Origin of the sequence: Streptomyces sp. NPDC059499 (assembly GCF_042749285.1) — a bacterium.
Lineage (GTDB): Bacteria > Actinomycetota > Actinomycetes > Streptomycetales > Streptomycetaceae > Streptomyces.
On the sequence record NZ_JBHYTT010000013.1, the window covers coordinates 16078 to 34310 of the forward strand.

An 18233-nucleotide genomic window follows, 5' to 3' on the forward strand; every position below is an offset into this window, starting at 1 on the left:
GGTGCGTGAAATTTCAATGAGTGTGGCCCACAGCTTGGCAGGATAGTGTGCCCCGGTGACGACGCAATCGAACATACCTGCGGGTTGGCATCCGGATCCCCATGGCGCACCCCAACTGCTGCGCTACTGGGACGGCTCGCAGTGGACCGAGCACACGCATCCGGCCCAGGCTCCCGCCGCCGGCCAGGCCCCTGCGGCCGGCCAGGCCCCCGTGCAGCCCCAGGCCGCGGTGCCGCAGCAGCAGGCGGCCCCCCAGCAGCAGATGGTCCCGCAGCAGCAGGTCCCCCAGCAGCAGGCGGCTCCCCAGCAGGGTGCTCCCGGCGCCGGGTCGCTGTTCAACCAGCAGGTCCTGGTCGTGAACCAGAAGGCCAAGCTGATCGAGGTCACGAACGAATACCGCGTCTTCGACCAGCAGGGCAACACCGTCGGTTCCGTCGTCCAGGTCGGGCAGAGCGCGTTCCGCAAGGTGCTCAGGTTCGTCTCCAGCATCGACCAGTACCTGACGCACCGGCTGGAGATCCGCGACGCCTACGGTCAGCCGCAGCTGCTCCTGACCCGGCCGGCGAAGTTCATCAAGTCCCGGGTCGTCGTGCAGCGTCCGGACGGACAGCCCGTCGGCGAGATCGTCCAGCAGAACGCCATCGGCAAGATCAACTTCGCCATGATGGTCAACGGCCAGAAGGTCGGCGCCATCAAGGCGGAGAACTGGCGCGCCTGGAACTTCGCCATCGTCGACCACAACGACGCCGAGATCGCCCGGATCACCAAGACCTGGGAAGGCCTCGCGAAGACGATGTTCACCACCGCGGACAACTACGTGCTGCAGATCCACTACCAGCTGCCCGAGCCGCTGCTGAGCCTCGTCGTGGCGACCGCCCTGACCGTCGACACCGCACTCAAGCAGGACGCCCGCGGCTTCGGCTGAGCAGGCACGGAACGCCCCGCCGCGCACACCCGGTGCGGGGCGGGGCGTTCCGCCGTGTCGGGTCAGGCCCGGACGTCGTCCGGGCCCTCCATGTCCTCCAGCACCCGCTTGGCGACGGCGAACGCCGAATTCGCCGCGGGAACCCCGCAGTAGACCGCGGTCTGCAGGAGCGCCGCACCGATCTCCTCCGGGCCGAGCCCGTTGCGCACCGCCGCGCGGACGTGCATCGCCAGCTCGTCGTGGTGCCCGTGCGCGACGAGTGCCGTGAGCGTGATCAGGCTGCGCTCGCGCCGGGACAGTGTTGGGTCGGTCCAGATCTCGCCCCACGCGTAGCGGGTGATGAAGTCCTGGAACCGGGCGGTGAACGGCGTCGTGGCGGCCTGTGCCCGGTCGACGTGCGCATCACCGAGCACCTCGCGCCGCACCTCCGTCCCGCTCCCGCGCTCCGCGGGAGCGAAGTGGGCGCGCAGGGCCTCCCGTACGGCCTGGGGGCGCTCGGCCGGCGCCAGGTGCGAGGCGTGCGGCAGCTCGACGAGCGTCGCCCCCGCAACGGCGTCGGCGATCTCCCGGGCATGCGCAGGCGGGGTCGCGGGGTCCTCGCGGCCCGCGATCACCAGCGTCGGCGCCCGCACCTGCGAGAGCCGGGAGCGCAGATCGTACGAGGCGAGCGCGTCGCAGCACGCGGCGTACGCGGCCGGGTCGGTGCCCAGGAGGTCGTCGAGCAGCTCCGGCGCGGTGAACCCGGGGGTGAACCACCGGGCCGCGGCGCCCTCCGCGACCGGGCCGATGCCCTCGGCGCGCACGCGAGCGGCCCGCTCACGCCAGCCGCCGGGGTCGCCGAAGCGGGCGGAGGAGCAGACCACGGCCAGCCGGTCGATCCGCTCAGGGCGGTGTACGGCGAGCCAGAGCCCCACGGCGCCGCCGAGCGAGACCCCGGCGTACGAGAAGCGGTCCAGGGACAGCGAGTCGGCGAGGGCGAGGACCAGTCCGGCCAGATCCGCGACGTCGGCGCCGGGGCCGATCAGCCCGGCGGGCGACCCGCCGTGTCCGGGCAGGTCCCACCGCACGACGCGGTGGCTCGCGGAGAGTTCCGGCGCCACCCCGTCCCAGAGCGCCGTGGAGGTGCCGAGGGACGGGCCGAGCAGGAGCGGGGGAGCCGAGGCGGGCCCCTCGGCGCGGTGGTGCGGAAGGCGGGCGGGAGTCGTGGTCATCGGCGCTCCAGGGCGCGATCGGTGAGCGGGCCGGCGGCGCCGGTGTACCGGGCGGGGTCGGTGAGTGCGGTGAGGTCCAGACCCGCGAACGCGGGCTCGTCGGCCAGCACGTCCGCGAGCGATCTTCCCTCGTCCCTCGCGCGCCGGGCCGCTCCGGCCAGGATCTCTCCGGCGCGGGCCCGGCCCACCCGGCCGGCGGCGACCGCGGCCAGCCGCTCCGAGACGATCAGCCCGCCGGTGACCGGCAGATGGTCCCGCATCACGGCGGGGAGGACCCTGAGCCCTTCGGCGAGTGCCACGGCATCGCGGGCGGCACCGCCGACCAGCCGCAGCAGGTCCCGCAACGGTTCCCACTCGGCGTGCCAGGCGCCGGCCGGCCGTTCGTCCTCCGCGGCGAGCGAACCGTAGAGGGTGGCGGCCGGTCCTGGGGCGCGCCGGGCCGCGGCGGCGATCAGGGTGGCCCGGACCGGGTTGGCCTTGTGCGGCATGGCGGACGAGCCCCCGCCCCGTCCTTCCGCGACCTCACCGATCTCGGTACGGGACAGAACGAGGACATCGGCTGCCGCCTTGCCGAGAGCGCCCGCGGTGAAAGCGAGCGCGCCCGCGAGATCGGCGATCGGGGTGCGGAGCGTGTGCCAGGGCAACAGCGGTTCGGCCAGGCACAGTTCCCGTGCGTACGCGGCGACGAGCGGCAGCCCCGCATCGCCGTGGACCTCCGGGGAGAAGGCCCCGAAGGCGGCCAGGGTGCCTGCCGCGCCACCGAGTTGGACGGGCAGGGAGTCGCGCACCGCTGTCAGCCGGTCCCGGGCGTCGAGCACCAGCGACCGCCAGCCCGCCGCCTTGAGGCCGAACGTCGTGGGCACGGCGTGCTGGGTCAGGGTGCGGCCCGGCATGGGGGTGTCGCGGTGCGCGGCGGACAGCTCCTCCAGCGCGTCGGCCGTACGCCGCAGGTCGTCGACGACGAGCGTCAGCGTCCGGACCGCCACCAGCATCGCGGCCGTGTCGAGGATGTCCTGACTGGTCGCGCCCCGGTGCACGTACGGCCGGACGTCCTCCTCGACCGCCGCGGTGAGATCGGCGACCAGAGGGATCACCGGGTTGCCGCCGGACCGGGCCCGCAGCGCCAGATCCCGTACGTCGAAGCGGTCCGCGTCGGCGGCGGCGGTCACCGCCCGGCCCACTCCGGCAGGAGCTAGGCCGCAGACCGACTGGGCGCGGGTGAGCGCCGCCTCGGCATCCAGCATCGCCTGCAGGAAGGCGCGGTCGCCGGTTGCGGTCTCGGCGGGGGAGCCGGCCCGGCCGGGGGCGAGGAGCCCGGCATCGCTCTCGTACATCAGCTGAACTCCAGGAAGACCGTCTCGCCCTCGCCCTGGAGACGGATGTCGAAGCGGTAGGTACGCGGGTCCGTGTGTGTCGCGATCAGTGTGGCCCGGCGCTCGGGCTCCAGCGACTCCAGCAGCGGGTCCGCGGTCCCGGTGTCCCGTTCGAGCAGGTCCGGGAGGTAGACGCGGGTGTGGAGGTGGTGCAGCAGACCACGGGCGAAGAGCGCGACACAGAGGTACGGGACGCCGCCGGGCGGCAGGGTCCGCACGGCCCAGTGCCCGTCCGCGTCGGTCGGCACACGGCCGAAACCGGTGAAGTCCACACCGTTGCGCCCGATGACCCGGCCCGTGGCCGCGTCACGGCGGAGCGACCCGGGGCTCCCGGTACGCGATCCGTCCGGAGCGGGCTGCCACGTCTCCACGACGGCGTCGGGAACGGGGGCCCCGCTGCCGTCCCGTACGACCCCGTGCACGGTGACCGTGTCCGGGTGGCCGGCCGGTGCGATCTCGCCGCCCCCGGTGAAGGGCAGCGCGTATCCGTAGAAGGGGCCCACGGTCTGGGACGGTGTCGGGGGGAGGTACGTCATCAGGCGCGGCCTTCCTCGGTCCAGGTGGCGGCCGGACCGTCGAGGACGATGTCCCAGCGGTAGCCGAGCGACCACTCGGGGACGGACAGATCGTGGTCGTACGACGCGACGAGCCGCTCACGGGCATCGGGGTCCGTGACCGAGCGGAGTACCGGGTCGTACGGGAGGAGCGGATCGCCCGGGAAGTACATCTGGGTGATCAGCCGCTGGCTGAACGCCGTGCCGAACAGCGAGAAATGGATGTGCGCGGGGCGCCAGGCGTTGACGTGGTTGCGCCAGGGGTAGGCGCCCGGCTTGATCGTCGTGAACGCGTAGCCGCCCTCGTCATCGGTCAGACAGCGTCCGAAGCCGGTGAAGTGGGGGTCGAGCGGAGCAGGGTGCCGGTCGAGCTGGTGGGCGTACCTCCCGGAGGCGTTGGCCTGCCACAGCTCGACGAGCTGCCCGCGCACGGGGCGCCCCGCCCGGTCCAGGACCCGGCCCTGGACGGTGATGCGCTCGCCGAGCGGTTCGCCCAGGTGCTGCGCGGTCAGATCGCGGTCCAGCGCGGTCACGTCGGTGACGCCGAAGGCGGGTCCGGACAGCTCGACCGCCTCGGGGTCGCGTACGGGGACCGGAGAGCGGTGCGGATGGCGGTAGTGGCTGCTGCGGTACGGGGGGTAGTCGCGCGGCGGATGGTGCGCCCCCGCCGGGGCGGCGGCCTGGACCCCGGCCACCTCGGAGTCGATCTGTTGCTGGCTCAGCCCGTCGGGCAGCGGGTGGGTGGTGTCACGTGCGGTCATGTCACGGCTCCGTGAGAGTTGCGGCTTGGCCGACAATGCTCAGTGCACTGAGTAATATGCGATGGGGGTGAAGCTACTCATGGCATGTTGCTGAGGTCAAGAGGCTCAGTACACTGCTTGTTTCCGTGAAGAACAGAAGCGCAGAAGAGGACGGTGCCGTGTCCGCGGTCGACCTGAGCAGCCATCCCGGGCATCTGGCCCGGCGACTTCAGCAGGCGCACCATCTGCTGTGGAACACCATCGTCTCGGAGGAGACCACGTCTCCCCAGTTCGCGGTGCTCAACGCTCTGACCGCCGAGCCGGGGCTGGACCAGCGGACGGTGGGGGAGCGCGTCGGGCTCGACCGGTCCACCGTCGCCGAGGTGATCACTAGGCTGCTGCGCCGGGAACTGCTGGACAAGGTCCGCGACCCGCACGACGGGCGGCGCTTCCTCCTGCGGCTCACCGACGACGGCGTCCGTACGCACCGGAGACTCGCGGTGCGCACCGCGCGGATGAACCAGGTCTTCCTCGGCCCGCTCTCCGCCGATGAGCAGCAGGTGCTCTTCGACCTGATGCGGAGGGTGTCGGACGCGGCGGAGAGCCTGCGGGCGCCGGAGGACGTCCGGGCCGCCGGCCGCTGAGGTCGCGTGCCGGCCGGCCGGCGGTACGCGGTTACGGCGTGTGGATGCCGAACGCCGCCTCCTGCGGATCGCGGAGCACGGCGATCCATCGCCCGCTCGGCAGGCGCCTCGGCGGCATGAGCTGGTCGCCGCGCGCGCCCAGGGCGGTGGCGGCCGTCTTCTCGGCGTCCGGGACCACGAAGTAGGGCAGCCATCGCGGGGGCGCCTCTTCCCCGCTCATCGTCGTCATGCCGCCGAAGTCGTCACCCTCCACACCCCAATGCGTGTAGTGCTCCGACGCGTTGACCGTCCAGCCGAACACAGTCGTGTAGAAGGCGAGCGCTCCGGCCGGATCGGGAGTGCGGAGCTCCGCCCAGCCCAGCGTGCCCGGCTCGCCGAAGCGGGGCGTGCCGGCGAAGGCGCGTGCCTGCCAGAGCGAGAACACCGCTCCCGAGGGATCGGCGACCACCGCGAACCTGCCCTGCTCGAACACGTCCATCGGCCCGACAAGCAGTGTGCCGCCGGCCGAGCGCACGGCGTCGACCGTGGCGTCGGCGTCCGCGGTCGCGAAGGACACGGTCCAGGTGGGCGTCTGGTCCGGCTGGTAGGAGGGGGTGAACGCGGCGACGGCGTCCTCGCCGAGGCGCGCCATCGTGTACCCGCCCGCCTCGGGACGCGGGTCGGTCTCGGACCGCCAGCCGAACAGCGCCGCGTAGAACGTCCGGGCGGCAGGAACGTCCGAAGTGCTCAGCTCGACCCAGCAGGGGCGACCGGGGACCGGCTCGACGAGCGTCATGCGCATTCCTCCAGGGGCGAGCGCCAGGGCGCGTTCACAGCTGCTGTGCGGAACGCTATGTCCGCACGGGTGGCGGGGCTACCGGAGGATTTTCGTTTACTGGTGTAATACCTGTTAACGTATTTAGGTGAGTGATACAGCAGTGCGCCCCCGGAAGCCGTCCGTCCGCAGGCTGCCGGTGACCGGCACGCTGCGGCTGAACAGCCCGGCGGAGATCTGGTTCAAGCCCGCGCTGAGCGTGGTCGTCGCCTCCGCGGCGCCGAATCTGCTGCTGTACGCGATGGACCGCCTCGACCTCGTGATGTACACGATGGCCGGCTCGCTCTGTGCGCTGTACGGGCACAACCTGCCGTACGCGCGCAGGGCGCACACCGTCGTTCGCGTGGTCCTCGGCATGGTCGCCGGCCTCGCCGTGGCCCTGCTCGCCGCCTCGGCCACCGACTCGACCGCCGTGCTGATCACCGTCGGCGCACTGCTCGCGGCCGTACAGAAGAGCTTCTGCGACGCCTCGCGCATCGGCCCGCCCGGCAACCTGATCTTCACCTTCGTCACCTCGGCCGCGCTCTTCGCTCCGCAACAGCCCGGACAGATCCCCGGGCACCTCGCCCTGGCCCTGGCGGCGGGAGCGTTCTCCTGGCTGGTCACCGCCGGGCCCGCCCTGTGGCGCAGGGAAGGCCCGGAGCGGCGCGCCACCGCCCGCGCACTCGACGCTGCCGCGGCCTACGCGGCCGAGCCCGGCCCGCGCACCCGTCATGCCGCGGTCGCCGCCGTCCACGCCGCCTGGCAGTCGCTGCTCGCCGCCGGGCGCCCCACCCCCGTACGACAGGAACTCGAACGCCTCGTGGTCCACGCGGAGCGGACCCTCGCCGGAACCACCGCTGACGCCCGCTGCCCCGTACCCGGCCCGGGGCAACTGGGCGCATGGGCGGCGGCGACGCGGGCACGCGGGCCGGTGCCGAACCCTCCGCCCGCCCCCGGCGCCGTCGGGCACCTCTTCGGGATCGACGCCGAACGGGCGGGGCGGCGGACCCGACGGGGGAGGCGCGAGGCCCGGCGCGCACTTCTGCGCGCACTCGCCCCCGGCTCCCCGGTCCTGCCGATCGCCCTCCGCACGCTGATCGGCTGCGCACTCGCCGGCTACGCGTCCTCGGCCCTCGGCGTGGGCCACCCGTACTGGGCCATCGTCACCGCGGCCTCCGTGTACCAGTCCAACGTGACGCTCACCTGGAGCCGGGCCGTGCAGCGCACCGTGGGGAACCTCGTCGGCGTCCTCGTCCTCGCCGCCGTCATCCCGGTCGCAAGAATCGGCCCGCTCGCCCTCATCCTGTGCGTCCTGGCGTTCAACTTCGCCGCCGAGGCCCTGATCACCCGGAACTACTGGCTCGGTTCCGTCGCTGTCACTCCGATGGCCCTGCTCGTCATGGAATTCGCGGACACCCACCCGGCCGGAGGGCTCATCGCCGACCGCGCCCTGGACACGCTCGTGGGAGCGGCGGTCGGACTGCTCGTCGCGATCGCCGTCCCCAACCGCCGTGCCGGGGGCCGCGTCGAACAGGCCCTCACCGCAACCGCGGAGGCGCGCGGCCGTGCCGAGGACCTGATCGCCGACCCGGACTCCGACGCCCTCTCGCTCGACCTGGCCCGCAGGCGGCTGACGTCCTCCCTCGTCGAACTGCGCGACGCCGGTGACATCGCGGCAGGGGAATGGTGGCAGCGCGCCCTGCCCGAGGAGGAGATGCTGGCGGCGGAGCACGCGGGACACCGTACGCTCGCGGCCACAGCACAACGGCGGGGACGCAGTATCCCGCCCCCGGAGAACGGAGCGGTGTGACCGACGACATCGTGGCCTCGGTGGTACGGCAGTGGCACGCCGTCAATCCGGAGCTCGACACCGGGCCGATGGAACTCATCGGCCGCATCAACCGATGTGCCGCCCTCCTCCAGCAGGCGGAGGACGCGCCGTTGCGCGCCGCGGGCCTGACCCGCGCCGAATTCGACCTGCTGGGCGCGCTGCGCCGCACCGACCGCGAGCTCACCCCCGGTGACCTGGCCCGCGAGACCTTCTCCTCCGGCGCCGCGGTGACCAAGAGGCTCCGCGCCCTGCAGGAGGGCGGCCTGGTCGACCGCCGCGGCGACGACCGGGACCGCCGGGTCGCACACGTCCGGCTGACCGGCGAGGGCCGTGAGCTGGTCGACCGGGTGCTGCCCCAGCAGCTCGCCTACGAACGTACCGTCCTGTCCGGCCTCGACGAACGGACCCGTACACGGCTCAGCGGGCAGCTCAGCGAGCTGCTCGTGCAGCTGGAAGGCCGCATCGGCGGATCCCGCCGCTGACCCGGGCGCGACAGCCGCACCGGTGATCGCCACCGACCGCGCCTGGGCCCGTCAGGTCGTCTCCACCGTCAGCGCGACCGACTGCCGGAGCTGCGCCGCCCGTTCGGCGAGTGCCGCGTCGTCGCCGCGGTCGGCGGGTGCGGACGCGCTCAGGGCGAGCCGGTCGCGCCGACCCGTTACGGCCAGGGGAACCGCGACGGCAGTCAGGCCCGGGACCGACTCGCCCCGGCTGAAGGCCCTGCCGAGCTCACGGACCTCCGCCAGTTCTTCCAGCAGCCCGGTCCGGGAGACGAGGGTGTGCGCGGTGAGCGCGGGCAGCCGCTCCTGCGGGTAGAGGGCGCAGACCTGGTCGACGGTCATCCGGGAGAGCAGCACCTTCCCGGCCGCGGTGGCGTGCGCGGGGTGGGCCCGCCCCGTCTCCAGCATCACGCGCACCGGGTGCGGGGACTCGCGGCCGTCGGTGACGATCACCTGATCCCCGATCAGAGCGGCGCTCTGCACGGTCTCCCCGGTGCGCCGTACGGCTTCGTCGAGTACGGCTCCGAGGTGGGCGCGCACCTCCCTGCCGAAGCCGGCCGGCAGCCCCAGACGGAGCAGCTCGGGCCCTGCCTCGTACCCCCGCCCCGACGGGTCGCGGACCGTGAAGCCGCGGCCCTCCAGGGTGCAGAGCACGCGGTGCGCGGTGGACCTGCCGACGCCCAGGCGGCGGGCGGCCTCGGACACGGTGAGGCAGTCCTGCGTGAGGAACAGCTGCATCAGCCGGAGGCCGGTGTCCAGCGATTCGATGGTGTAGCCCCGTGCCGTCGGTACTGCAGCGGAGACCTCCCCGTACATCCGTCCGTCGATCACGAATCTGCTCCTTTCGATCCGATTCGATCGCATGTGCCTTTGTCCCGCCCTGCGGTGCTCAGGGTTTCGTGTGCGTCTCGAATATTCGCCCAAGTGTGCGTTTCACATGGGGAACTTGAGCTTTCCGGTGTCCCTCACGCGATCGGCCGGTCCGCTGCTTGTCCCGCACAGAAGGACAAGCGGGTCTGGTTTCGGCCGATTTCTGTATTCCATTACTCCCTGCACACGCGCGACGGCGTTGAGTGCAAAACCTGGTGAGTGTATTACCGCCGGAGTGCTCGTGCAGGGGGTTGGGCGAATATGCCGAAGCGCTGTTCTGATCTGGCTAGGCTCACGCTCAGTGAAGTCGAGTTGATATGAATTCGAGCACTTGTTCATAACTGTCCGCACAAGTGCGTATACCTGCCGAATCAACCGCCAGAGGGTTTAGATGGTTCGTGTTGAAGAACCGCCGACAAACAGAGACATTCCCGTTGTCCGCGCCGCGCTGTTGCCCGTACTGCTGATGGCCTGCGCCACCGCCGCCGGTGCGGTGCCGCTGACCGGGGGCGCGCGGACGGCAGTCGTCTGGTGCGGTGCGGCCGCCACGGTCGTGGTCGCCGTGCTCGCCGTCCAGCTCAACCGCCGCCGCCGCGCCATGCGCGTCCAGCGCGCGGAGTACGAACAGCGCATCGCGTTCCTGGAACACCGCCTCGCGGCCCACGACCAGGAGACCGTACAGCTGACCAAGGAACTCCTGCCCGCCGCGATCCGCCGGCTGCGCGCGAGCAACTCGCCGCAGGAGGTGATGCGCGACGTCGTCGACGCCGACGACGCCTACCGCAACCTCCCCAAGGCGCAACGCGCCCTGGTCCTCCAGGTCCTCGACATCATCGACAACGAGGAGGCGATGCGTGACTCCGCGCAGCGCGCCTTCGTCAGTGTCGCCCGCCGTGTCCAGGCGATCGTCCATCGCCAGGCGAGCGAGCTGCGGGAGATGGAGGACCATCACGGGCGCAACCCCGAGGTCTTCGACGACCTGCTCCGCATCGACCACGGCACCGCGCTGATCGGGCGTCTCGCCGACTCCATCGCCGTGCTCGGCGGCGCCCGCCCCAGCCGCCAGTGGCCCAAGCCCGTACCGCTGTTCAGCGTGCTGCGCGGAGCGATGTCCCGGATCCTCGAGTACCAGCGCGTCGACCTGCACTCGATCGCCAAGGTCGCCATCGTCGGCACGTCGGTCGAACCGCTCATCCACGCCTGTGCCGAACTCCTCGACAACGCGACCCGCTACTCGCCGCCCCAGACCCGGGTGCACGTCACCGCGGTCGAGGTGCAGACCGGCATCGCCATCGAGATCGAGGACGGCGGCGTCAGCCTCAGCGAGGAGGCCCGCGCCAGGGCCGAGAACATGCTCGCCCAGGCCCAGGCCGGCATCAACATGAACGACCTGGGGGAGTCCCCCCGACTGGGCATGGCCGTCGTCGGCCGACTCTCCAGGATGTACCAACTCCAGGTCTCCCTGCGGCAGTCCGCGTACGGCGGTGTCCGCGCCGTCCTCATCGTTCCGCGCGACATGATCACCACCGGGCCCGCTCCCGGCATCGCGCACGGCATCGGCGCCACCTCCCGGCCCCAGAGCTCGCTGGACATGTCGCAGCTCCAGCACGTCGTACCGCCGCCCGGCAAGCGCAGGGCACGCTCCGCGGCCACCGGACCCGTACCGTCGGTCGGCGCACCCCTGGCGGGATCCGCGTCCGCGCCCGTACCCGGAACCTCCTCCGCGTCCTCGTCGCGTCCCGCCGCCACGGCGTCCGCGATGGGTGACGACGAGATCGTGGTCACCGAGTGGACCGAGGGCGGGCTTCCCCAACGCCGCAGCCGCGGTCGCGCCCCGCTCGGCTCGCACAACCTCCCGCAGCAGCATGCGGCCCCGGCCGCGGAGCCCGCCGCAGGAGCGCACAACGGATCGAACGGTCACGGCGGCGGACGGCCGGGCGGCCAGGAACCGCCGCCCGGTCTCTGGCTGGAGGCCTTCACCCAGGCCGTCAACGGCGTGCCTCAGGAACCGAAGACCGGCGAAGACTCTGACGATGCGTGGGACAAGGGAGACCTGAAGTGATCCAGCAGCGGGGAAACATGGACTGGATGCTCAAGGAACTGGCCGACGACGTACCGAGCATCCATCAGATCGTGGTGCTCTCCTCGGACGGCCTGCGCATCGCCCGGCACGGCGGTGACCCCGACGTCGCCGACCGCCTCGCGGCGGCCTGCGCCGGACTGCAGAGTCTGGCCGCCGCGGTCGCCACCGAAATCCCCTACAGCGACGGTCTGATGAAGCTCGTCGTCATCGAGGTCACCGGTGGGTTCTTCTACCTGATGGCCGCCGGCACCGGCGCCTACCTCGCGGTGCTGGCCGGCGAGACCGTCGATGCCGGACTGGTCGGAGCCCGTATGCGGGACATGGTCGTCCGGATCGGAGCCCATCTGACGAGCCCGCCCCGACATGACGGGCAGGCCGGATGAGTGCTCCCCGACGAGAACGCCGAAAGGTCGATCCGGCACTGAACGACCCGGAACGGCTGTATGTGATCACCGGTGAGACCGACGGTGAAAGGGCGGCGCTCGACCTGGTCACCATGGTCGTCGCGCAGGCCGAACCGTCACCCACGGTCCAGCCCGAGCAGGCCGCGATCCTGCGGCTCTGCAGGGCGCCGTTGTCCGTCGCCGAGATCTCGGCCTATCTGAGCCTGCCCTTCAGCGTGGTCACCTCCCTCCTGACGGAACTCCTGGCGACCGAACTGATCGAATCGCGCGCGCCCATCGTCCGCGCCGCACTTCCGGACCGGTCCCTCCTCGAAGCGGTGATGCATGGACTTCAGAAGCTCTGACACGATCACGGGCCCCCGCAGCGAGGACGTCCTTCCCACCACGGCCACGGCCGCGGTGAAGGTCGTCATCGTCGGCGGCTTCGGGGTCGGCAAGACGACCATGGTCGGCTCGGTGAGCGAGATCCGGCCCCTGACGACCGAAGAGACCATGACCCAGGCCGGCGTCGGAGTGGACGACAACGTCGGCGTGGAGAGCAAGACCGCGACGACCGTCGCCATGGACTTCGGACGGATCAGCCTCAGCGAGGAACTGATCCTCTATCTGTTCGGCACCCCCGGCCAGGAGCGCTTCTGGTTCCTGTGGAACGGACTGTTCGAAGGAGCCCTCGGAGCCGTCGTCCTGATCGACACCCGCAGGCTCCAGGTCAGCTTCGACGTGATCGGCCGGCTGGAGGAGCGCGGTGTGCCCTTCGTCGTGGCCGTCAACACCTTCCCCGACGCGCCCCACCACCCGGTCGAGGCGCTGCGCAACGCCCTCGACCTGCCGGACGAGGTCCCGATGATCGACTGCGACGCCCGCCTGCGTGCCTCCAGCCGCGATGTGCTGATGACCCTGATGCGCTATCTGCACAGCCTGGCCGTTCCTCTCGCCTGACGGCGGGACGCGGCTGCCCCAGGCCCCCACCTGCGCGCACCCCGCCCCGCACCCCCCGCGCCCGACCTTGGAAGCCCGATCCCTGGAGCGACTGTGACAACCCCCTTCCACCACGAACCCGGAGCGGCCACGGGGCCGGTGCCGCCGCCGGAGTGCCCGGCCCACGGGACGGGCCGAGGCCCTGGCGGACTGCGCCGGTTCTACGGGCCCGAGGCGGAGAACGACCCCGCGGGCCTCTACGGCAAGCTGCGTGCCGAACACGGCACGGTGGCACCGGTGCTGCTGCACGGAGACGTACCCGCCTGGCTCGTGCTCGGCCACAGCGAGAACCTCCACATGACCAGGACCCCCTCGCAGTTCTCCCGGGACTCACGCCGCTGGAGCGCACTGCAGGACGGCAGTGTCGCTCCGGACCACCCGCTCGCCCCGATCTTCACCTGGCAGCCGGTCTGCGTGTTCGCCGACGGCGACGCCCATGAGCGACTGCGCGGTGCGGTCACGGACAGCATGGCGCGGATCGACACCCGCGGCGTCCGTCGGCACGTCAACCGCTTCAGTAACCGCCTCGTCAACGACTTCTGCCAGAAGGGCTCCGCCGAGCTCGTCGGCCAGTTCGCCGACCATCTGCCGATGATGGTGATGTGCGCGATCTTCGGCATGCCCGAGGAGTACAACGACCGGCTGGTGCAGGCCGCCCGCGACATGACCCGGGGCACCGCCACGGCCGTGGAGAGCAACGCCTACGTGCTCTCCGCGCTCACGAGGCTCGTCGAGCGACGGCGTGCCGCCCCCGCCCACGACTTCGCGGGCTGGCTCGTCGAGCATCCCGCGGGGCTCACCGACGTGGAGGTCGCGGAACACCTGCGGCTCATCCTCATCGCCGCCTACGAATCGACCGCGAACCTGATCGCCAACGTCGTACGCATGGTGCTGACCGACCCACGCTTCCGCGCCCGGCTCAGCGGTGGGCACATGACCGTGCCCGAAGCGGTGGAGCAGACCCTCTGGGACGAGCCGCCGTTCACCGCCGTCTTCGGCCGCTGGGCCGTGGGCGACACGGAGCTCGGAGGCCAGCAGATCAAGGCGGGTGACGCGCTCCTCGTCGGGATCGCGCCGGCCAACACCGATCCGTCGGTACGGCCCGACCTCACCGCGAACATGGAGGGCAACCGCGCCCACCTCGCCTTCAGTGGCGGCCCGCACGAATGCCCCGGCCAGGACATCGGGCGTGCCATCGCGGATGTCGGGGTCGACGCCCTGCTGATGCGGCTGCCGGACCTCGAACTCGCCGTCGACGAGAGCGAGCTGGACTGGGTCGGCAACATCATGGGCCGCCATCTGGTGCACCTGCCGGTGAAGTTCGCGCCGAGCCCGCAACAGGAGGTCGACGCGGACCCGCAGACATCGATGTCGGCACGGCCGCGGCCCCGCACCGACTGGGAGGTGTCGTCGCCGGCCGTACCGAGGCCCGCGACGGCCGGCGGACCGGGACCGCGACCCGGCTACGCCCCCGGCGCGGGCCCGGTTGCCGAACCGGCCGCCGCGCACCGGGTGGATCCGTCGCCCGCACCGGTCGCCGCCCCCACGATTCCCGCACAGCGGAGCGGGCCCGCGAGGATCTGGCAGGCCGTGACCCGCTGGTGGAACGGCTACTGACGCATCGGGCGCCCCGGGCCTCCGGGCCCGGGGCGTCGCGCCCCGGCAGGCATCCACCCCCGTACCATCGAGCAGCGTGAAGCTGACAATTCTTGGCGGTGGCGGATTCCGGGTGCCTCTCGTGTACGGGGCGCTGCTCGGCGATCACGCCGAGGGCCGCGTGTCCCGGGTGACCCTGTACGACACGGACACCGGCCGGCTCACCGCCGTCGCCAGGGTCCTCGCCGAACAGGCCCGCGGCATCCATGACGCACCCGCGGTCGTCGCGACCGACGACCTCGACGAGGCCCTGCGCGGCGCGGACTTCGTCTTCTCGGCCATCCGGGTCGGTGGCCTCGAAGGCCGCGCAGCCGACGAACGCGTCGCGCTCGACGAGGGCGTTCTGGGCCAGGAGACGGTCGGAGCCGGCGGCATCGCGTACGGGCTCCGCACCGTCCCCGTCGCGGTCGAGCTCGCCCGGCGCATCGCCCGGCTCGCGCCGCACGCGTGGGTCATCAACTTCACCAATCCGGCGGGCCTGGTCACCGAGGCCATGGCACGGCACCTCGGCGACCGGGTCATCGGGATCTGCGACTCGCCGGTGGGCCTCGGCCGCCGGATCGCCCGCGTCCTCGGCGCCGACCCGGACCGGGCGTGGATCGACTACGTGGGGCTCAACCACCTCGGGTGGGTCCGCGGGCTGCACATCGAGGGCCGCGACGAGCTCCCCCGGCTGCTCGCCGATCCGGCGCTGCTCGGTTCGTTCGAGGAGGGCAGGCTCTTCGGCGCGGACTGGCTGCGCTCCCTCGGCGCCGTTCCCAACGAGTACCTGCACTACTACTACTTCAACCGGGAAGCGGTTCGCGCCTATCAGGACGCCGAACAGACCCGCGGCGCGTTCCTCCGCGACCAGCAGGAGGGCTTCTACGCGCGGATGAAGGACCCGGACGCACCGGCGCTGACCACCTGGGACCGCACGCGCGCCGAACGCGAGGCGACGTACATGGCGGAGAACCGGGACGTGGCCGGGGCCGGTGAACGCGAGGAGAGCGATCTGGAGTCCGGCGGCTACGAACAGGTCGCGCTCGCCCTCATGCGGGCCGTCGCCCGTAACGAACGGACCTCACTGATCCTCGACGTCCGCAACCGCGGGACCCTTTCGGTGCTCGACGCGGACGCCGTCATCGAGGTGCCCTGCCTGGTCGATGCCAACGGCGCACACCCCGTCTCCGTCGACCCGCTCCCGTACCACGCGGTCGGCCTGGTCACCGCGGTCAAGGCCGTGGAACGCGCGGTCCTCGAGGCGGCGGAGACCGGTTCGCGCGCCGCGGCCGTGAGGGCGTTCGCCCTGCATCCGCTGGTCGACTCCGTATCGGTGGCCCGCCGCCTCGTCGACGGATACACCCAGGTCCACCCGGGTCTCGCGTACCTCGACCGCCCCTGACCGTCCGGCCCCGCCCGCTTCCGAGGACTCCAGGCCTCAGGGAGCGGGTACGGCCCTCGGCCGGCCGGCCGCCGCCCAGGACGGTGCGACCCCGGTGACCTGGCACACCATGAGGAAAAGCGGAATGGGCGGCGTATAGGGGGTGCGGCTGTCCGGCGCGTGGATCAGCCGGGGGCGGCCGGCCGGGACGTAGGCGCCGGTGGCGTACGAGGCCTGTTCCGGCCAGTCCAGATCGAGATCCGAACCCGACGGAACGATCCACCACCACTGGTCCGCATCCGCGAACACGCATCCGGCACGCGGCAGATGTGACATCAACCGGAATCCGTACCGAGCGGGCACGCCCACGGCGTCGTAGCCGAGGCTCGCCGAGAGCGCGGGCGGCAGCGGCAGCTTCACACGACCGTCGGCGTTGCCACCCGTCCGGGACCTACGCGCTCCGAGCAGCTGGGACAGGGCGTTCTTCAGCATGGCTGCTCCGAGCTGTGCTGCAGTTCCGCCCAGACGATGCGGCCCGATGCGTTCCCTGTGTCGCACGAACCCCAGGCGGAGCTCATGGAATCGACCAGCAGCAGCCCTCGCCCGTGCTCGTCGTCGGCCTGCAGGGACAGCCGTGGTCCGCCCGGCTGGTGTCCCTGGTCCTGCACGGATATGCGCAACCGGCCGTCGGAGCAGCGGAGCTCGCACACCACGCGCGCGCTGGCGGTGTGCACCACGGCGTTGGTGACCAGCTCGGAGACGATCAGGACCGCCGCGTCGTAGGCGTCGCCGTGCAGCCGCCACTCGGCCAGCCGGGCCCGTGTCAGCCGCCGCGCACCCGCCACCGATTCGGGGTGCGCCGACAGCGCGAAGCAGTAACGGAGCGCTTCCGTCCCGGGGCTGAGGTCCATGAGCCGGGGGATGAGCGCACTGCCAGGTGCCACGACCAATTCCTCACAGTGGGGGCTGCGTCACGCTTCGCACCGTGGTGAAAGGAGGTCGGGCGCGACTACGTGAACTGGTTCACCCCCCAACTCTCCCTCTGACATGAACACTTGGCAAGAGGCACTCTGAAAAATTCAGAGTGGCTGTGTCCATGGAGCCGAGCGCATGGCACACTGCTCGCAAACAGCGCATCGGGAGGTCTGAAGTGAGCGAACCGCGGTCCGCCCCGACCGTGGGCCAGGTCGTTCTCGGCAAGCGTCTGCAGGACCTGCGGGAGCGCGTCGGTCTGAGCCGCGACCAGGCTGCCAAGGTGCTTCGTGTCGCTCCCGGGACGATACGCAGGATGGAGACGGCCGAGGTCGGTCTGAAGATCCCCTACGTCCAGCTCCTCCTGAAGGCCTACGGGATCTCGGACGAGGAGGCCGACGCCTTCGTCGAACTCGCGGAGGAGGCCAACAAGCCGGGCTGGTGGCAGCGCTTCCACGACGTGCTGCCCGACTGGTTCAGCATGTACGTCAGCCTGGAGGGCGCCGCGAGCCTCCTGCGTACCTACGAGCCGCACTTCGTTCCCGGTCTGCTCCAGACCGAGGACTACGCGCGCTCCGTGATGCGTACCGGGGCTGTCGGCCAGACCAGGCCCGAGGACATCGAGCGCCATGTGGCGCTGCGGATGGAGCGGCAGTCGCTGCTCACCAGGGAGGACGCGCCGAAGCTGTGGGTGGTCATGGACGAGACCGTCCTGCGCCGTCCCGTCGGCAGTCCCGACGCCATGCGGGATCAGGTCGACCGGCTGCTCGAGGCGACGGCCCTGCCCAACGTGACGCTGCAGATCGCGGAGTTCGCGACCGGCCACCACCCGGGCACCTACGGGCCGTTCGTCCTCTTCCGCTTCGCCGTCCCCGAACTGCCCGACATGGTGTACAGCGAGTACCTGACCGGCGCCGTGTACTTCGACGCGCGCCCCGAGGTGGCTTCCTACCTCGAGGTCATGGACCGTATGGCGGCTCAGGCCGCAACTGCACAACGCACGAAGGAAATCCTCAGGGACTTCCGCAAGGAGCTGTGATGAACCATATATACAACGGCATGCCGGCCGCCGATCTCGGCTCCGAAGGCTGGTACAAGCCGTGGAGCGGTGGTAACGGGGGCAACTGCATCGAGGCCATGAAGCTGGCCGACGGCAGAGTGGCGGTCCGCCAGTCCGCGGATCCCGACGGCCCCGCCCTGATCTACTCCAACGGCGAGATCGCCGCCTTCATCCAGGGGGCCAAGGCAGGTCAGGCCGACTTCCTCCTCACCTGACATAGCGCCATATATGCTCGCAGGACACGCTGTTCGCCGTTACCGCCGACCAACGGAG

Annotated in this window: 20 protein-coding genes; 12 read left to right on the forward strand and 8 right to left on the reverse strand. The window is 71.5% G+C overall.

Annotated elements, in window-relative coordinates; translation table 11 throughout:
* Positions 1-55 precede the first annotated feature (55 nt).
* Entirely contained in the window at positions 56-925 is an 870-nt protein-coding gene (locus tag ACFW9O_RS26545; RefSeq protein ID WP_384612730.1) for a phospholipid scramblase-related protein, read from the forward strand.
* Between the two features lie 62 nt (positions 926-987).
* Here the strand turns inward: ACFW9O_RS26545 and pcaD are convergent, their stop codons facing one another.
* From pcaD to pcaH, 4 genes are read right to left on the reverse strand one after another with little or no spacing between them, the layout of a single operon-like run.
* Positions 988-2136 carry a 3-oxoadipate enol-lactonase gene (gene pcaD, locus ACFW9O_RS26550; protein ID WP_384612732.1) on the reverse strand — a complete coding sequence of 383 codons (1149 nt, stop codon included), beginning with the start codon at positions 2134-2136 and terminating at the stop codon, positions 988-990.
* Entirely contained in the window at positions 2133-3470 is a 1338-nt protein-coding gene (gene pcaB, locus ACFW9O_RS26555) for a 3-carboxy-cis,cis-muconate cycloisomerase (protein ID WP_384612734.1), read from the reverse strand. Before pcaB ends, pcaD begins: the two co-directional genes overlap by 4 nt.
* Complete coding sequence (gene pcaG, locus ACFW9O_RS26560) at positions 3470-4045, reverse strand: protocatechuate 3,4-dioxygenase subunit alpha (RefSeq protein WP_384612736.1); 576 nt, start codon at positions 4043-4045, stop codon at positions 3470-3472. Before pcaG ends, pcaB begins: the two co-directional genes overlap by 1 nt.
* Positions 4045-4824: a protocatechuate 3,4-dioxygenase subunit beta gene (gene pcaH / locus ACFW9O_RS26565; RefSeq protein WP_351170924.1), complete on the reverse strand. Its 780-nt coding sequence runs from the start codon at positions 4822-4824 to the stop codon at positions 4045-4047. The genes pcaG and pcaH overlap by 1 nt, the downstream gene beginning before the upstream one ends.
* A 158-nt stretch (positions 4825-4982) precedes the next feature.
* Between pcaH and ACFW9O_RS26570 the strand changes: the two genes are divergently transcribed.
* Entirely contained in the window at positions 4983-5447 is a 465-nt protein-coding gene (locus tag ACFW9O_RS26570) for a MarR family winged helix-turn-helix transcriptional regulator (RefSeq protein WP_384612985.1), read from the forward strand.
* A gap of 31 nt (positions 5448-5478) precedes the next feature.
* Here ACFW9O_RS26570 and ACFW9O_RS26575 read toward each other — a convergent pair whose 3' ends face one another.
* Positions 5479-6222: a VOC family protein gene (locus ACFW9O_RS26575; RefSeq protein WP_384612738.1), complete on the reverse strand. Its 744-nt coding sequence runs from the start codon at positions 6220-6222 to the stop codon at positions 5479-5481.
* A 127-nt stretch (positions 6223-6349) separates the two neighbouring features.
* Between ACFW9O_RS26575 and ACFW9O_RS26580 the strand changes: the two genes are divergently transcribed.
* Both ACFW9O_RS26580 and ACFW9O_RS26585 read left to right on the forward strand, forming a co-directional pair.
* Complete coding sequence (locus ACFW9O_RS26580) at positions 6350-8053, forward strand: FUSC family protein (protein WP_384612740.1); 1704 nt, start codon at positions 6350-6352, stop codon at positions 8051-8053.
* Positions 8050-8556 carry a MarR family transcriptional regulator gene (locus ACFW9O_RS26585; protein ID WP_351170915.1) on the forward strand — a complete coding sequence of 169 codons (507 nt, stop codon included), beginning with the start codon at positions 8050-8052 and terminating at the stop codon, positions 8554-8556. Before ACFW9O_RS26580 ends, ACFW9O_RS26585 begins: the two co-directional genes overlap by 4 nt.
* Positions 8557-8607: 51 nt before the next feature.
* Here the strand turns inward: ACFW9O_RS26585 and ACFW9O_RS26590 are convergent, their stop codons facing one another.
* On the reverse strand, positions 8608-9405 hold the full coding sequence (locus ACFW9O_RS26590) for an IclR family transcriptional regulator (RefSeq protein ID WP_384612742.1): 798 nt from the start codon (positions 9403-9405) through the stop codon (positions 8608-8610).
* Positions 9406-9835: 430 nt separating this feature from the next.
* Here ACFW9O_RS26590 and ACFW9O_RS26595 point away from each other — a divergent pair, with 430 nt between their 5' ends.
* From ACFW9O_RS26595 to ACFW9O_RS26620, 6 genes are all read left to right on the forward strand, one after another.
* Complete coding sequence (locus ACFW9O_RS26595; RefSeq protein ID WP_384612743.1) at positions 9836-11506, forward strand: sensor histidine kinase; 1671 nt, start codon at positions 9836-9838, stop codon at positions 11504-11506.
* A complete protein-coding gene (locus ACFW9O_RS26600; RefSeq protein WP_329205480.1) occupies positions 11503-11910 on the forward strand; it encodes a roadblock/LC7 domain-containing protein in 408 nt (135 codons plus the stop codon). Before ACFW9O_RS26595 ends, ACFW9O_RS26600 begins: the two co-directional genes overlap by 4 nt.
* Positions 11907-12275 carry a DUF742 domain-containing protein gene (locus ACFW9O_RS26605; protein ID WP_351170906.1) on the forward strand — a complete coding sequence of 123 codons (369 nt, stop codon included), beginning with the start codon at positions 11907-11909 and terminating at the stop codon, positions 12273-12275. Before ACFW9O_RS26600 ends, ACFW9O_RS26605 begins: the two co-directional genes overlap by 4 nt.
* On the forward strand, positions 12256-12870 hold the full coding sequence (locus tag ACFW9O_RS26610; protein ID WP_356418209.1) for an ATP/GTP-binding protein: 615 nt from the start codon (positions 12256-12258) through the stop codon (positions 12868-12870). The genes ACFW9O_RS26605 and ACFW9O_RS26610 overlap by 20 nt, the downstream gene beginning before the upstream one ends.
* 93 nt (positions 12871-12963) lie before the next feature.
* Positions 12964-14526 carry a cytochrome P450 gene (locus ACFW9O_RS26615; RefSeq protein ID WP_384612746.1) on the forward strand — a complete coding sequence of 521 codons (1563 nt, stop codon included), beginning with the start codon at positions 12964-12966 and terminating at the stop codon, positions 14524-14526.
* Positions 14527-14602: 76 nt separating this feature from the next.
* Positions 14603-15949, forward strand: a complete 1347-nt coding sequence (locus tag ACFW9O_RS26620) for a 6-phospho-beta-glucosidase (protein ID WP_384612748.1) — start codon at positions 14603-14605, stop codon at positions 15947-15949.
* Between the two features lie 36 nt (positions 15950-15985).
* On the opposite strand, the gene ACFW9O_RS26625 is transcribed toward ACFW9O_RS26620, so the two are convergent.
* Together ACFW9O_RS26625 and ACFW9O_RS26630 are read right to left on the reverse strand one after the other, a co-directional pair.
* Entirely contained in the window at positions 15986-16420 is a 435-nt protein-coding gene (locus ACFW9O_RS26625; protein WP_351170897.1) for a hypothetical protein, read from the reverse strand.
* Entirely contained in the window at positions 16414-16872 is a 459-nt protein-coding gene (locus ACFW9O_RS26630) for an ATP-binding protein (RefSeq protein WP_384612750.1), read from the reverse strand. Before ACFW9O_RS26630 ends, ACFW9O_RS26625 begins: the two co-directional genes overlap by 7 nt.
* Positions 16873-17078: 206 nt before the next feature.
* Here ACFW9O_RS26630 and ACFW9O_RS26635 point away from each other — a divergent pair, with 206 nt between their 5' ends.
* Both ACFW9O_RS26635 and ACFW9O_RS26640 read left to right on the forward strand, forming a co-directional pair.
* A complete protein-coding gene (locus ACFW9O_RS26635; RefSeq protein ID WP_351170891.1) occupies positions 17079-17939 on the forward strand; it encodes a helix-turn-helix transcriptional regulator in 861 nt (286 codons plus the stop codon).
* Positions 17939-18175: a DUF397 domain-containing protein gene (locus ACFW9O_RS26640; protein WP_030573999.1), complete on the forward strand. Its 237-nt coding sequence runs from the start codon at positions 17939-17941 to the stop codon at positions 18173-18175. Before ACFW9O_RS26635 ends, ACFW9O_RS26640 begins: the two co-directional genes overlap by 1 nt.
* Positions 18176-18233 lie beyond the last annotated feature (58 nt).